The organism is Flavobacterium sp. GW821-FHT12A05 (assembly GCF_058807735.1).
This window is the reverse complement of the sequence record NZ_JBXAQY010000006.1, coordinates 322,764-337,393: the sequence shown is the minus strand read 5'-3', so window position 1 is coordinate 337,393 and position 14,630 is coordinate 322,764. Positions and strand designations below refer to the sequence as shown.

Below are 14,630 nucleotides of genomic sequence, written 5' to 3'. Positions count from 1 at the left end.
AAATAAAATAAATTAGGGCGTTTTAGATTTCCTAAATCAAAAAAACAAAAATGAATACATTAATAGCTATAACAGGATTGGGTATTTTCTGCCTATTGTTTGAAATTCTAAATTTTAGAAAAGGCATTGTTCCGTTTACCATTTTAGGTTTATTGGGTGTCTTGGCGCTTAATTATTATGAATTTGGAACAACAGCAAGTTATTACAATAACATGATTGCGGTAAGTAAATTTTCGACTGCCTTTTCATCATTGTTCATTATTCTAACCATTTTCCTGGTAGCGTTAAGCCATAATTTTTACGAAAATCACCAGACAAAAATTTCTGATTATATCGCTATAAAAATCTTTTTATTGGCCGGAGCAGTTGCTATGGTTTCTTTTGGAAACTTAGCTATGTTTTTCCTTGGAATCGAAATTTTATCAATTGCATTATATGTACTTGCAGCGAGCGATCGTTTGAATATTAAAAGTAACGAAGCTGGTATGAAATATTTCTTAATGGGATCTTTTGCATCAGGAATTATCTTATTCGGGATTTGTTTAATTTACGGAGCAATGGGAACTTTTGATGTTATGGAAATTCACGACAGTTCATTATCTGCTGAGTTACCAATCTGGTTTCCTATCGGAATGATTTTAATGACAATTGGAATGTTCTTTAAAGTTGCTGCTGTACCTTTTCACTTTTGGGCACCGGACGTTTACGAAGGTTCTCCTGCTTTGACAACTGCTTTAATGAGTACACTTGCAAAAGTTGTAGCGATCGCAACACTTTTTAAATTAGTTTCAGAATTAAATTTAATTCCATCTTTAGAGAATCAGGATCTTTTAGGAACATTTGAAAATGTGATTCTTTTCGTTTCAATTGCGTCTATGACCGTTGGAAATATCATGGCTCTACGTCAGGTAAATGTAAAACGTATGCTGGCATTCTCTGGAATCTCGCACGCAGGTTTTATGTTAATTACTTTCTTAACTATCGCAACTTCTGCAGGGGTTCTGTTATATTACACAGCTGCTTATGCTTTAGCTGGTATTGCTGCGTTTAGCGTAATTTTATACGTTTGCAAAAATCAGGATAATGAAGATATTACAAACTTTCACGGTTTAGGAAAAACAAATCCGCTATTGGCTGCGATATTGACAGCTTCATTGTTATCTATGGCTGGTATTCCAATTTTCTCAGGATTCTTTGCGAAATTATTCTTATTTGATCAGGCACTTCATGCTGGTTATGTAGCAATTGTAATTGTAGCTGTAATTAACTCAATTATAAGTGTTGGATATTATTTCAAACTTATTTTGGCTATGTATTCTAAAGAACCAAATGAAGAGCGTACAGGAAAACCATTCCTTATTTATGCCGTTGCCATTATTTCTATAGGTTTAAATATTGCTTTAGGTTTATTCCCATCATTAGTTTTAGATCTATTGAATTAAAAAAATTCAGAATAAAAAATATACAAATCCATCAAGAGTTTCTTTTGATGGATTTTTTGCTTTAAGGCCGTATTTCAAAAGAAAATTTCATGTTAAAAATTTACGCTTAACCTGAAGACTTCGAAAAAACTCCATATATTTGGGTTCAATTAAATGTATTAAAACTATGGCCTTCAATTCAAAAAATCCGTTTTTAAGCAACAAGCGTTTTTCATCAAATGCTGTTTCAAGAGCTGAAGAAGTACACGAAGCAAAGATTATCGACTACAATCAGGAAATGACTTTGTCTGGTACAATAAACAAGACAGCTATTTTATTTTTAATTTTATGCGGCGCTGCTATGGTAACATGGTGGATGGCATTTAACGGAATGGATATCATGCTTCCTGCTATTGGCGGTGCCATTGTTGGATTTGTTTTAGTGCTTATTTCTGCATTCAAACCACAGGCTTCTCCCTATCTTGCTCCAGGTTATGCCTTATTTGAAGGATTATTTATTGGAGGAATCTCTGCTATTTTTGAAGCAATGTATCCTGGAATTGTAATCAATGCTGTAGGAGCAACTTTAGTTACTTTCTTGGTTTGCCTTGGTTTATATAAATTTAAAATCGTAAAAGTTACAGAACAATTCAAATCTGTTGTAATTGCGGCTACTTTGGCAATTGCTACGTATTACCTAATTTCGTGGGTTGTTTCTATGTTTACAAGTTTTACTCCTGTTCATCACGGAAACTCAATGATGAGTATTGGAATCAGTGTTTTTGTAATCATCATTGCTGCTTTGAATTTATTCTTAGATTTCGATCAAATCGAAAAAGGTGTACAGCAGAGAATGCCAAAATTTATGGAATGGTACGGCGCAATGGGATTAATGGTAACATTGGTTTGGCTGTATATTGAATTTTTAAGATTACTATCTAAATTCGCAAGTAAAGATTAATTTCTTCTATATAAAATAAGAAAGCCTTTTTGAAATTCAAAAAGGCTTTTTTTTGCTCAAAACTTTACTGAGCACTTTCATTTTCGTCTAATAAAACAGAATATTTTTGAAAAATTTAGAAATTTCACAAAAACAATTAAAAAGAACATAAAACTAACATTTAAGAAATGTTTACTTTTTTGTAAGTAAAAAAGTCAGTAAAATCGATACTTCTAGACAAAAACCACATTATGTAATAAATTACAATTAGTGCAATTTATTACATTTTAAACAAAATAAACAAAATATTTTTTCATATATATTTTTTTAAGCACAAATAATTAAGAATATATAAATTTTGTATAATTTTGTGTAATCGATTACAAATAACCTGTGTCGAGAATCACAAAAAACCACAAAAACTATTATTAATGTCTAACTTAAACAATTATGAAAAAAAACCTACTTTTTCTAACTATGTTTTTAATTGCTTTTCAAACATGGTCACAGCAAATTAACGAAGCAAGCGGCTGGCTTGAATCTGTTTTTGTAAAATGGCAGCCTGTAAGTAATGCCCAAACTTATAACGTGTATTATACCGGAGGAGGGATTGTTGATCAAAAAATTGATAACGAACTTATCAGAAGTTATGGAACTTATTTTCGCGCTGATATTCCGGGATTAAAAGCGGGATCTTACACAGTAAAAATTAAACCTGTTATTTCCGGAGCTGAGGGAACTGGCACCACAACCAGCTCCTTAACCGTTAAAGCACATGATCGATCTGGATTTGCATTTGCAAACTCTCGCGTTCCCGGAGCTTATAATGCAGACGGAACTCCTAAAAGCAATGCTGTAATTCTATACATTACACAACAAACCAAAAACACCGTTTCTTTAAACGTAACTGGTGCATCTGCAAATCCTTGCGTGGGTTTGCAAACTATTTTGGATGGTTATAAAAAAGGTAAAGACACGCGACCTTTGATTATTCGTTTGATTGGTCAAATCACTGATTTAACCTATATGCTGGGTGGTGATCTAGTTATTGAAAACAACAATAACGCATTAAGCTACATTACTTTAGAAGGAATTGGAAACGATGCCACAGCTTACGGATGGGGAATTAGAGCAAAAAATGCATCTAATATTGAAATCCGAAATATCGGAGTTATGAATGTAGACAGCTCTGAAGGTGATAATATCGGATTACAGCAGGACAATGATTATGTTTGGGTTCATAATTGCGATTTCTTTTATGGAAAACCCGGAGGTGATGCAGATCAAATAAAAGGTGACGGAGCTTTGGACTGTAAAAAATCTACTTACGTAACTTTTTCATACAACCACTTTTGGGATAACGGAAAAAGTAATCTTTTGGGTTTAAGCGAAGGAACTACTGAAGGCTTGTATATAACCTATCACCACAACTGGTACGATCATTCAGATTCTCGTCACCCAAGAATTCGTTATTATTCTGCTCATGTTTATAACAATTATTACGATGGAAATTCTAAATATGGTGTAGGATCAACTTTGGGTTCCTCTGTGTTTGTAGAAGGGAACTTCTTCAGAAATTGCAAATATCCAATGCTGACTTCAATGCAGGGAACTGATGTTTATAATGGTGCACAAGGAACTTTCTCAAGCGAAGACGGCGGTACAATTAAAGCATTTAACAATACGATGAGCGGACAAACCCGTTTTGTTGGATACAATGCTTCAACTAATCCGGTAGAATTTGATGCTTATATTGCATCGACAAGAAATGAAACAATAAGCAGCACTATTACATCAAAAAAAGGAGCTAAAACATATAATAATTTCGATACGAATTCGAGTGTAATGTATGCTTACACACCAGAAACTCCTGAAAATGCAAAAACAACAGTAATGCAATATGCAGGTCGTGTTTCCGGCGGCGATTTTCAATGGACATTCAACAATGCTGTTGATGATACTGCCGATGGTGTAAACATTGGTTTAAGAGATGCATTAAATGCTTACCAGACCAGTTTAGTTGCGGTACAAGGCGGCACAAATCCGCCGGCTGGAAATCAAACTTTGACATCAACTTCTAATAACAACCAAACCGTAACAAGCGGTACGGCTATAGGAACTATTGTTTTTACCTGGGGAGGAGACGCAACTGATGCGGCAGTAACAGGATTACCAGCTTCTGGATTATCTTTCGTAAAAAATACTACTGCAAAAACAATTACAATTACAGGAACTCCAACAGCAACGGTTACCTACTCTATCGCTACATCTGGGACAGCGGGATCTCCTGCAACAGGAAGCGGAACAATTACTGTTAACGCAGCAGGAACGCAAACTTTAACTTCAACCAATAATAACAGTCAGACTGTAGCCAGCGGAACGGCGATAAATTCAATTGTTTTTACTTGGGGAGGAACTGCCACAGATGCAACAGTAACAGGATTACCAGCTTCTGGAATTAGTTTTGTAAAAAATGCTTCGGCTAAAACAATTACAATCAGCGGAACACCAACGGCAACCGTTTCTTATTCTATTGCTACCATTGGAACCGGAACTACAGCGACAGGTTCAGGAACTATTACAGTAACAACAGGCAATCCGTCAGGAAATGAAATACATAATTTTACAACTTCAGGAAAAGACAGTGATTTCTATACTATAACTGGAAATCTTTCGACTACAAAAGGAACTGTTACTTATAATGGTTTAACGTTAACGCAATGCCTGAAAATCGAATCATCGACAACTATTACTTTTACCACTTCTCAGGCGAGCACTTTAACGCTGGTTTTTGTTGAAGCTGCTGCAACGATTAAAGTTGATAACGTAGATAGAGTTGCCTCTAACGGAATTGTAACGGTTACGCTGGCATCAGGAAGTCATACGATTACGAAAAAAGATACTGCCAATTTATTTTACATGAGCACAGTTTACAATACGGGAACGCTTAGAGTTGCTCAAGCTGAAACTTTAATTGGGACAGAAAATTCTAAACCGTTTTTATATCCAAACCCTGTATCTGACGCATTATATTTATCGGATCAAAACCAAAAAGTAGAAAAGATTCTGATTTATAATGTTTTGGGAATTTTGGTAAAAACATCTCAAAAAGGAAATGAAACTATCGATTTAAACAATTTAGCTTCAGGAACTTATTTAGCAAAGATTTTTACTTCGGATGGTTCAATAAACCAGACTATTGTAAAAAAATAAACATTTAGAATATTTTCTAAAAATAAAGGCTTCCAAAATCTGGAAGCCTTTTATTCTTATCTTAAAATATGCTTTTACAAATCAAACTTAATTCCTTGAGCCAAAGGAAGATTTGTGGTATAATTAATGGTATTAGTCTGGCGTCTCATATAGATTTTCCAGGCATCAGAACCAGATTCACGTCCGCCGCCTGTTTCTTTTTCACCACCAAAAGCACCGCCAATTTCAGCTCCTGAAGTTCCGATGTTTACGTTGGCAATTCCGCAGTCAGAACCTACTACAGATAAGAATCTTTCGGCCTCACGCAAATTATTTGTCATAATTGCCGAAGACAATCCTTGTGCTACTCCATTTTGAAGTTCGATCGCATTATCAACATCTCCAGAATATTTAATTAAATACAAAACCGGAGCAAAAGTTTCGTGTTGTACAATAGCAAAAGAATTTTCGGCCTCAGCAATTGCAGGTTTTACATAACAGCCGCTTTCATAACCTTCGCCAGAAAGGACACCGCCTTCAACCAAAATTTTTCCGCCTTCGGCAACCACTCTGTTTAAAGCAACAGCATATTGTTCAACAGCATGCGTATCGATAAGCGGTCCAACGTGATTGTTTTCGTCAAGCGGATTTCCAATTCGTAATTGTTTATAAGCTGCAACAATTGCCTCTTTTACTTTATCATAAATACTTTCGTGAATAATTAATCTTCTTGTTGAAGTACAACGTTGTCCTGCCGTTCCAACCGCTCCAAAAACAGCTCCAATAACGGTCATTTTAATATCGGCATCCGGCGTTACAATAATTGCGTTGTTTCCTCCAAGTTCTAATAACGATTTTCCTAATCTTCCGGCAACAGTTTGTGCCACAATTTTTCCCATTCTTGTAGAACCTGTTGCAGAAATTAACGGAATACGAGTGTCTTTTGTCATCAACTCTCCTATTTGATAATCACCGTTTATCAAACAAGAAATTCCTTCCGGAAGATTATTTTCTTTGATAACCTGAGCAATTATATTTTGACAGGCAATACCGCAAAGAGGTGTTTTTTCAGAAGGTTTCCAAACGCAGACATCTCCGGAAATCCAAGCCAAAGCCGTGTTCCATGACCAAACTGCAACCGGAAAATTAAAAGCCGAAATAATCCCGACAACTCCTAAGGAATGATACTGTTCGTACATTCTATGTCCCGGTCTTTCTGAATGCATGGTTAATCCGTGTAACTGACGGGATAATCCAACTGCAAAATCACAGATATCGATCATTTCCTGAACTTCGCCATAACCTTCCTGCAATGATTTTCCCATTTCATAAGAAACCAATTTACCCAAAGCTTCTTTGTTTTGACGTAACTTTTCTCCAAACTGACGCACAATTTCGCCGCGTTGCGGCGCTGGAATTAATCTAAAAGTTTTGAATGCTTCTGTTGCTGAACGCATTACTTTTTCGTAATCTTCAAGAGTTGAAGTTTTTACCGATGCAATTAATTTTCCGTCCACAGGAGAAAAACTATCTAAAATTTCACCCGATGAAAAATTTTCTGTTCCAGTTGAAGTTCCTTCATTAACCAGTTTAATTCCCAGTTTTTCCAAAGCTTCATTCATGCCAAATTGTGATGCTATTGTTGTCATTGTAACTTTTTTAGTTAAAATTGTTATATTTTTATGTAAAGATATTCTTTTAGAATTAATTTCAAATTGAATTGAATTATTAAAAACAAAGTAAATTTAGCGTTATTATATAAGTATTAACGCAAACCGACGGTGATTTATTCGTAAAATTTGATGAAATTTGCACTTCTAATAATGAATAATATGACCAATTTTAGTCGGCTTTTGCTTTGTTTTGTATTGATTTCCTTTAATGCGTTTTCTCAAAAAGAACAAAAATCTTCGTTTCAAATCGTTCCTCTTGGAGTAAAAGGCGGTATCGACGAAAAAAATCTTTCGGCTTATTTAATAGCGCCTTCTTATACAAAAGATTTTATTTGTTTAGATGCCGGAACTATTAATGCCGGAATTGAAAAAGCGATTGACAATAAAGTTTTTAAAGTTTCAACCAGCGAGGTTTTACGAAAATATATAAAAGGATATTTGATTTCGCATGCCCATTTAGATCACGTTTCGGGCTTAATCATTAACTCTCCCGCTGATTCTTCTAAAACGGTTTATGCTACTGAAAAATGCATGGAAATGATGGAAAATCATTATTTTAACGATCAAATCTGGGCGAATTTTGGAGATAAAGGAGTTGGTTTTCCACTGAAAAAATATCATTTTCAGACTTTAAATTTAGGTGAAGAAATACCGCTTTCAAACACCACAATGACAGTGAAGGCTTTTCCTTTAAGCCACGTAAATCCGTTTGAGAGTACTGCTTTTTTAATTAAAAATGACAACAATTATGCTTTATATTTAGGAGATACTGGACCAGATTCTGTTGAAAAGAGTGATAAATTAAAAGCTTTATGGACAGCAGTTGCGCCTTTAGTTCAGGGTAAACAACTGAAAGGGATTTTTATTGAAGTTTCGTTTCCAAACGAGCAGCCGGATAAATTTTTATTCGGGCATTTAACTCCGAACCACTTAATGGCTGAGCTTCACACTTTAGAAGAATTAGCTGGGAAAGGTTCTTTAAATAATTTCAAAATTATTATTACGCATTTAAAACCTCCCGCTAAGAGTATTGCAAAAATTAAAGAACAGCTAAAAAATCAAAATGATTTAGGATTGAAGATTATTTATCCTGAACAAGGGAAAAGACTTGAGTTGTAATTTATCTAGGCCACAGATTACGCGGATTAAACGGATTTTTATATTACAAAATTTATTCAAGTCTAAAATGTAAAACAAACTTATTTGTAAGTTAATTTTTATATTTTAGCAGATAAATTTTGTTTTATGAAAATTATTTGGTCAAAAAAAGCGCAATACACCTTTTATAATATTCGGAATTACTTAGATCAATTTTGGTCGAAGTCAATAGCCCAAAAATTCATCAAAGATGTTTTACAAATCATCGACTTATTAGGAAAAAACACCTTACTTGGAAAATACAATTCAAGCTTGGAATGTAGAGAAATAGTAATTTCAAGACACGTTACTTTATATTATCAAATAGGAAAAGATTTTATAGAACTAATCACTTTTCACAACAATCGCCAAAAACCATTAAATATAATAGATTTGTAATATTATATTAGTTTTTTACTTTCTAGTTCGGCTAACATTTCCTCATGTGTTATAAAATCACCGTTCTTTAGATCAAGTTTTCCCTGCTCAATATTAGCTTTCAATTCCAACATAAAATTTTCTTCTGGTGAAAGTATTTTTGCAATAGACAATACTTCATCTGGTGTAAATGATTGATTTTTCAATTTTCGATAAAACGTTGGACTTGGAATACCAACTTTTTCGATAATATAGTTTTTTTTATACGGCGATTTTTCCATTAATATCTCAATGTTATCTACTATATTCTTATATGCAATTATCTCTTGTATCATAAGTGATGTATTTTTATATCATTTATGATACAAAAATACATCAAAAACGATTATGAATATCCATTTTACTTACAAAATATTAAAAAATAACCCGACAGATTTTAAAAACCTGTCGGGTTTAATTTTGTACTCAATAAAGAAATCATTTCTTAGCCGTAAATCTAGGATCAGTTTCCATTACGGTGCCGCAATTATCGCAGGTTCTTAATTCTTCTGAATTGTAAAAATGTTCGAAATGAGGCAAAAAGTCTTTTTCTATATTATGCAATTCAAAAAACACTTCATATAATTTATGATTGCAATTGTCACAATGCCAAAGAAGTCCATCGGTATATCCTTTTCCGGCGCGTTTGCGCTCAATTACCAATCCAATTGAACCTTCGGAACGAACAGGAGAATGCGGAATTTTAGCAGGATGCAAATACATATCTCCGGCATTTAATTCCATTTCCTTTCGCTCGCCGTCTTCCTGAATTACTACTTTTATGCTTCCTTCTAATTGATAGAAAAGTTCTTCGGTTTCATTATAATGATAATCTTTTCGGGCATTGGGTCCGGCAACAATCATTACGATATAATCGCCTGAATCAACATATAGATTTTTATTTCCAACAGGTGGTTTTAATAATTGTCGGTTATCTTCAATCCATTTAGTTAGATTGAATGGTTTTGCTATAGCCATTTTTTTGGAATTTATGAAAAGCTAAGGTAGTGAAATTGTAGAGACGCACCGCAGTGCGTCTTACAGGTTTTGATAATAGAAACGTAGACGCACTGCGGTGCGTCTCTACAATTTTTCCTTAATTAAATAAACATAAACCGGAAAATGATCGCTGAAACCTGCTTCTGCCAAAGTATTTCGAAGCGGATATCCTTTGTATTTTCCAGAAGTCTGAATAAGATAAGGTTTATTGAAAATGCCTGCCTTCCAGAATTTAAAACTCGAAAAATCAGGTTCTATAAAAGATTTTGTCATAATAATTTGGTCAAAAATATCCCAGGAATCACGAAAAGCCAGTGTTCCCATTCCTTTTTCGGCCATTTCTTCAAACGGATTGTAAACTCCAAATTCTGGAACTTCTGTCTTTTTTGCCTTTGCTCCCAAAGCGATTTTTACACTTTTATTAAAAGGTCCATCGTTTAAATCACCCATTGTTATAACTTTTGCCATTGGATTTATCTGCTGTAACGAATCTATTATTTTTCGGTTTAATAGGCCTGCCGCTTCACGAAACGGACTGCTGGCTTTTTCTCCTCCGGATCTCGAAGGCCAGTGATTGACAATGATATGAATTTCTTCATCATCCAAAAAACCCGTTATTAAAAGCTGATCTCTGGTAAAAATTCGATTTTTTGTATCTATCTTGGTTTCAACATCACCTAAATCTTCATTATTATTTTCCTGAAGAACGGATTTCTTTTTGTAGATCAATAACGGAATATTAGAATACGAAGTAGGTCTGAAATATTTCTTTTGATATAAAAGCGCCACATCAATCCCACGCTGATCGGGTGAATCAAAATGAATAATTCCGTAATCGTAACCGGCTATTTTTTCTTGTTTTATTAAATCTTCGAGAACACCTCTGTTTTCTATTTCGGAACAACCTAATAAAGTTGGTGCATTTGAGTTTTCTGGTTTTCCTATTTCAGAAATTACTCTGGATAGATTCTTTAGTTTTTGTTCATATTTTTCTTTTGTCCAATGCTGCTTCCCTGTTGGCGTCCATTCGTTGTCATTGGTGCTTTCATCATCATAAATATCAAAGAGATTTTCGAAATTGTAAAATGCCGCAGTATGAATATTATATTGCTTAGATTGTCCGTTTGAAAGAGAAATTGTAAAAAAGGCGAGTAAACAAAACTGAAATTTAATAATTTGCATAACTTTAAAAATTTAAGCGCCTAATTTAAATAAATTGTAAGAATTTTCAATATTTTTGTTTAGGCGATTATTTATATTACAACTCTATTATTTTAAAATTAAGCACAAGAAACCATGAAAAGCTTCCTTATTACCAATTATTTTAATTACGCTAAACTGGCATTTCTTATTTTTGCTTTCCAATCATTCACCTGTCAATCACAACAAATCATGATAACACCACCTTATTTACAAAAAGGAGATACTGTAGCTCTTGTGGCAACAGCCAGAAAAAATATCGACGACAATTTAAAACCAACCATAGATTTACTAAAAAGCTGGGGCTTAGAAGCCGTTGTAGGAAGCTCAATTGGGTTGGACTATAACCAATTAGCCGGAACAGATGAACAACGTGCTGCCGATTTTCAGAAGCAATTAGACAATCCAAACATAAAAGCGATTTGGTGCGTTCGAGGTGGTTACGGAACGGTTAGAATGCTCGATTTACTTGATTTTACAAAGTTTAAACAGCACCCTAAATGGGTTGTTGGGTTTAGTGATGTAACGGTTTTGCACAATCATTTAAATACAATGGGTTATAAATCAATTCATGGTATTATGCCCGTTACGGTACCGCGCGCAACTCCTGCGGCCGTAAGTTCTATGAAATCAAGTTTGTTTGGCGAACCTCTTTACTACTCTATTGGTCCGGATAAAATGAATCGTTTTGGTCAGGCAACTGGCGAATTAGTGGGCGGAAATCTTTCTATTTTATATAGTTTATTAGGATCTCCATCTGCAATTGACTGTAAAGACAAGATTTTATTTATTGAAGATCTAGACGAATATCTGTATCATATCGATCGTATGATGATGAATTTAAGACGTAACGGCTGTATTGAAAACCTAAAAGGAATCATTATTGGCGGTATGACTAAAATGAAAGACAATGAAGTTCCTTGGGGGAAAAATGCATTAGAAATCATTGATGATGTTACCAAAAAATATAATATTCCGGTTATTTTTAATTTTCCTGCAGGGCATGTTCAGGATAATCGCGCTTTAATTATGGGAAGCACCATTTCTATAGACGTGAATGCATCCGGAAGTACTGTTACTTTCCAGAAATAATATAAATTATCCTATTTCTTAAGTTTAAGAAAAAATACCACATTATAAAATCTCGCAAAGTCGCTAAGACGCAAAGTAATTATTTAAAAACTTTGCGTCTTAGCGACTTTGCGTGAAATAAGCTCTCTATATCATAAAATAAAGCCTCACGCTCAGAATAAAAACTGAGACTGAAAACTAAAAAATGGCAGAACACAACGAACTCGGAAAAAAAGGAGAAGAACTCGCTGTAGAATATCTTCAGCAAAATGGCTATAAGATTCTCGATCGAAACTGGACTTTTCAAAAGGCCGAAATAGATATTATTGCCCAAAAAGAAAATATTCTGGCAGTCGTAGAAGTTAAAACAAGATCGAGTTTAGATTTTGGTTCTCCTGAAGAATTTGTAAAACAAAAAAAAATAAACCTGCTCATAAAAGCAGTAAATGCCTACATAAACTATAGGGAAAAGGATTTTGGAGAAGATTTAAATGTTCGATTTGACATCGTTGCGATCCATAAAAACGGGGAAACATTTGCAATTGAACATCTTACCGACGCTTTTTATCACTTTTAACATATTTTTTTATTGTTATAATTGTAACAAATTGTTTTTTTATTTATCTTTGCTAAGATTTATAACATCAAATTAACTAAACCAACCCAATTAAGTTACAAAAAAAAAGAAAAAAAACTATGAAAACCGTTTCTTCAATCGTCGAAAATTACATCAAAACGAAACCCTTTCTCTTAAACGCTTTATCTCTCGGGATTATCAACTTAACTTCTCTCTCTCGGAACATTATGACCGAACTGGAAAGTGAGTTTGGTAAAGAAGTTAAACAAGGTGCTGTAGTAATGTCTCTTAAACGTTTGACTGAGGAATTAGATTTTAAACTGAACCACAAAATCAACAAAGTAATTAAAAACATTGGTGAGATTACAGTAAGATCTGAATTGACAGATTACACGTTTGCTGCTTCGGAAACTGTTTTAAACAAACAAGCCGATTTAATCTCTGATATTAATGCTTTATCTGATATTTTCTACACTTCATCTCGTGGGGTAAATGAAACTAATATTGTGGTAAGCAGCAGTGTGAATCATTTAGTTGAAAAACACTTTATGAGAGAAAAACTAATTCAGAAATTAGATAATTTAGCGTCAATTACCGTAAAATTACCAAAAGAAAACATCGTTGTTCCAGGAATTTATTACTTCATTTTCCAACGTTTAGCTTGGGAAGGAATTATTATAAATGAGGTAATTTCTACTTCAAATGAATTTACAATTCTTGTTGGTGAAGATCAGGTTGATATTGCTTTTAAAGTAATCAAAGACTTGAAAAACTAATTAGAGAATTATCAATACTGAATCTTTAATGATTCAAAATATACAATCCTTTTGTCTTATTCAGGAAAAGACAAAAGGATTTTTTTTACCATTTTCTATTCCTAAGTTTTCAAACAATTAGTTTTAGAATAAGAATATTCTCAGAAAAGCAACTTCAAGGTAGTTAATTTTTAAAATTTTAGCCAAAAAGTTATCAACTTGATAAAAAGCATTTTAACACCGTATTTGCTGAGATTCCTGCCAAAATAGATTTTAAAAATCACAAATAAGTTCCTTTTACCATTTTTTGCTGCGAATAATATTTTTATATATTTGCTAACCACTCAATGCATTAGAGTATCGATTTTTGATAGTATCGTAATATAATTAGATTTAAGTACAAACTAATTAATTTAATGTTGGAAGCCAAAGATTATAGCGACAAATTATTGGTAAGCGAACTCATAAATGGCAGCGAAAAAGCATTTCGTTCCCTTTTTGATTTGTATTATCAGGATATTTATGGCTACAGCATTAGTTTATTAAAATCGAAAGAGGCTGCCGAAGAAAATGTTCAGGATGTTTTTATGAAAGTCTGGCAGCATCGCAAAAATTTAAATTTAGAGCAGTCGTTTAAAGCATACATTTTTACAATTGCACGAAATCAGGCTTTTAATTTATTGAATAAAGCTGCAAATGATCTGGCGTTGAGAGAAGCCGTTTTTTATGAAAGTCAGACATCGCATGAATACGGAGATTACTCCATTCGTGAAGAAGACTGCAAGAAACTCCGAAAACAGGCGATGAAGCAATTACCGCCAAAACGGAAACAAATTTTTAAAATGTCACGAAAGAAAGGCATGAGTTACGAAGAAATTAGTCAGGAACTCGGCATCTCTATAAATACTGTCAGGAACCAAATGAGCAAGGCATTAGAATCGATGCGAGTCTTTTTTCAAGTTCATGATGAGATTATCTAACCAAAACCAATTTAACCAATTAAATCACTCTTTCGGGGTGATTTTTTTTTGCTTTTTAATTAAGCTTAACCGCAAAGTCCGCAAAGGATGTACGCTAAGATCGCAAAGTTTGTCATTTCGAGCGAAGGGAGAAATCACACTCGTAACTCTACAAAGATTGGCGATTTTGTTTGCGGAGTTTCTTGTGTGATTTCTCCCTTCGCTCGAAATGACAGAAAAAATGCACTTGTCAAAAAATTTTTTTTTTCAAAACGTCAACAAAATCAAT

At 33.8% G+C, this 14,630-nt stretch carries 13 protein-coding genes; 9 read left to right on the top strand and 4 right to left on the bottom strand.

Annotated features, from left to right (window positions below; translation table 11 throughout):
- Positions 1-50 precede the first annotated feature (50 nt).
- From AC1RRQ_RS15850 to AC1RRQ_RS15840, 3 genes are all read left to right on the top strand, one after another.
- Positions 51-1,442, top strand: a complete 1,392-nt coding sequence (locus AC1RRQ_RS15850; RefSeq protein WP_493024010.1) for an NADH-quinone oxidoreductase subunit N — start codon at positions 51-53, stop codon at positions 1,440-1,442.
- Between the two features lie 166 nt (positions 1,443-1,608).
- Positions 1,609-2,382, top strand: a complete 774-nt coding sequence (locus AC1RRQ_RS15845; RefSeq protein ID WP_493024009.1) for a Bax inhibitor-1/YccA family protein — start codon at positions 1,609-1,611, stop codon at positions 2,380-2,382.
- Positions 2,383-2,811: 429 nt separating this feature from the next.
- On the top strand, positions 2,812-5,574 hold the full coding sequence (locus AC1RRQ_RS15840) for a pectate lyase family protein (protein ID WP_493024008.1): 2,763 nt from the start codon (positions 2,812-2,814) through the stop codon (positions 5,572-5,574).
- Positions 5,575-5,648: 74 nt separating this feature from the next.
- Here the strand turns inward: AC1RRQ_RS15840 and amaB are convergent, their stop codons facing one another.
- Positions 5,649-7,202, bottom strand: a complete 1,554-nt coding sequence (amaB, locus tag AC1RRQ_RS15835; RefSeq protein WP_493024007.1) for an L-piperidine-6-carboxylate dehydrogenase — start codon at positions 7,200-7,202, stop codon at positions 5,649-5,651.
- Positions 7,203-7,385: 183 nt separating this feature from the next.
- Here amaB and AC1RRQ_RS15830 point away from each other — a divergent pair, with 183 nt between their 5' ends.
- Positions 7,386-8,345, top strand: coding sequence for an MBL fold metallo-hydrolase (locus AC1RRQ_RS15830; protein WP_493024006.1), 960 nt, complete (start codon positions 7,386-7,388; stop codon positions 8,343-8,345).
- Between the two features lie 126 nt (positions 8,346-8,471).
- Positions 8,472-8,762 carry a type II toxin-antitoxin system RelE/ParE family toxin gene (locus AC1RRQ_RS15825; protein WP_493024005.1) on the top strand — a complete coding sequence of 97 codons (291 nt, stop codon included), beginning with the start codon at positions 8,472-8,474 and terminating at the stop codon, positions 8,760-8,762.
- A 2-nt stretch (positions 8,763-8,764) separates the two neighbouring features.
- Here AC1RRQ_RS15825 and AC1RRQ_RS15820 read toward each other — a convergent pair whose 3' ends face one another.
- From AC1RRQ_RS15820 to AC1RRQ_RS15810, 3 genes are all read right to left on the bottom strand, one after another.
- Complete coding sequence (locus AC1RRQ_RS15820) at positions 8,765-9,076, bottom strand: hypothetical protein (RefSeq protein ID WP_493024004.1); 312 nt, start codon at positions 9,074-9,076, stop codon at positions 8,765-8,767.
- A 142-nt stretch (positions 9,077-9,218) separates the two neighbouring features.
- A complete protein-coding gene (locus AC1RRQ_RS15815; protein WP_493024003.1) occupies positions 9,219-9,758 on the bottom strand; it encodes a 3-hydroxyanthranilate 3,4-dioxygenase in 540 nt (179 codons plus the stop codon).
- Between the two features lie 105 nt (positions 9,759-9,863).
- On the bottom strand, positions 9,864-10,961 hold the full coding sequence (locus AC1RRQ_RS15810) for an endonuclease/exonuclease/phosphatase family protein (protein WP_493024002.1): 1,098 nt from the start codon (positions 10,959-10,961) through the stop codon (positions 9,864-9,866).
- A 210-nt stretch (positions 10,962-11,171) separates the two neighbouring features.
- On the opposite strand from AC1RRQ_RS15810, the gene AC1RRQ_RS15805 reads away from it, so the two are divergent.
- From AC1RRQ_RS15805 to AC1RRQ_RS15790, 4 genes are all read left to right on the top strand, one after another.
- A complete protein-coding gene (locus AC1RRQ_RS15805) occupies positions 11,172-12,071 on the top strand; it encodes a S66 peptidase family protein (protein ID WP_493024001.1) in 900 nt (299 codons plus the stop codon).
- A gap of 184 nt (positions 12,072-12,255) precedes the next feature.
- Positions 12,256-12,627, top strand: coding sequence for a YraN family protein (locus AC1RRQ_RS15800; protein WP_493024000.1), 372 nt, complete (start codon positions 12,256-12,258; stop codon positions 12,625-12,627).
- Positions 12,628-12,746: 119 nt separating this feature from the next.
- On the top strand, positions 12,747-13,403 hold the full coding sequence (locus AC1RRQ_RS15795; protein ID WP_493023999.1) for an aspartate kinase: 657 nt from the start codon (positions 12,747-12,749) through the stop codon (positions 13,401-13,403).
- A gap of 395 nt (positions 13,404-13,798) precedes the next feature.
- Positions 13,799-14,362, top strand: a complete 564-nt coding sequence (locus AC1RRQ_RS15790; protein ID WP_493023998.1) for an RNA polymerase sigma factor — start codon at positions 13,799-13,801, stop codon at positions 14,360-14,362.
- Positions 14,363-14,630 lie beyond the last annotated feature (268 nt).

Bases quoted from the DNA above. Each gene is read 5' to 3' on its own strand.
- AC1RRQ_RS15815 (WP_493024003.1), bottom strand. From the start codon at position 9,758: ATGGCTATAGCAAAACCATTCAATCTAACTAAATGGATTGAAGATAAC.
- AC1RRQ_RS15845 (WP_493024009.1), top strand. From the start codon at position 1,609: ATGGCCTTCAATTCAAAAAATCCGTTTTTAAGCAACAAGCGTTTTTCA.
- AC1RRQ_RS15800 (WP_493024000.1), top strand. From the start codon at position 12,256: ATGGCAGAACACAACGAACTCGGAAAAAAAGGAGAAGAACTCGCTGTA.
- AC1RRQ_RS15790 (WP_493023998.1), top strand. From the start codon at position 13,799: ATGTTGGAAGCCAAAGATTATAGCGACAAATTATTGGTAAGCGAACTC.
- AC1RRQ_RS15795 (WP_493023999.1), top strand. From the start codon at position 12,747: ATGAAAACCGTTTCTTCAATCGTCGAAAATTACATCAAAACGAAACCC.
- AC1RRQ_RS15825 (WP_493024005.1), top strand. From the start codon at position 8,472: ATGAAAATTATTTGGTCAAAAAAAGCGCAATACACCTTTTATAATATT.
- AC1RRQ_RS15850 (WP_493024010.1), top strand. From the start codon at position 51: ATGAATACATTAATAGCTATAACAGGATTGGGTATTTTCTGCCTATTG.
- AC1RRQ_RS15830 (WP_493024006.1), top strand. From the start codon at position 7,386: ATGACCAATTTTAGTCGGCTTTTGCTTTGTTTTGTATTGATTTCCTTT.
- AC1RRQ_RS15820 (WP_493024004.1), bottom strand. From the start codon at position 9,076: ATGATACAAGAGATAATTGCATATAAGAATATAGTAGATAACATTGAG.
- AC1RRQ_RS15805 (WP_493024001.1), top strand. From the start codon at position 11,172: ATGATAACACCACCTTATTTACAAAAAGGAGATACTGTAGCTCTTGTG.
- AC1RRQ_RS15810 (WP_493024002.1), bottom strand. From the start codon at position 10,961: ATGCAAATTATTAAATTTCAGTTTTGTTTACTCGCCTTTTTTACAATT.
- amaB (WP_493024007.1), bottom strand. From the start codon at position 7,202: ATGACAACAATAGCATCACAATTTGGCATGAATGAAGCTTTGGAAAAA.
- AC1RRQ_RS15840 (WP_493024008.1), top strand. From the start codon at position 2,812: ATGAAAAAAAACCTACTTTTTCTAACTATGTTTTTAATTGCTTTTCAA.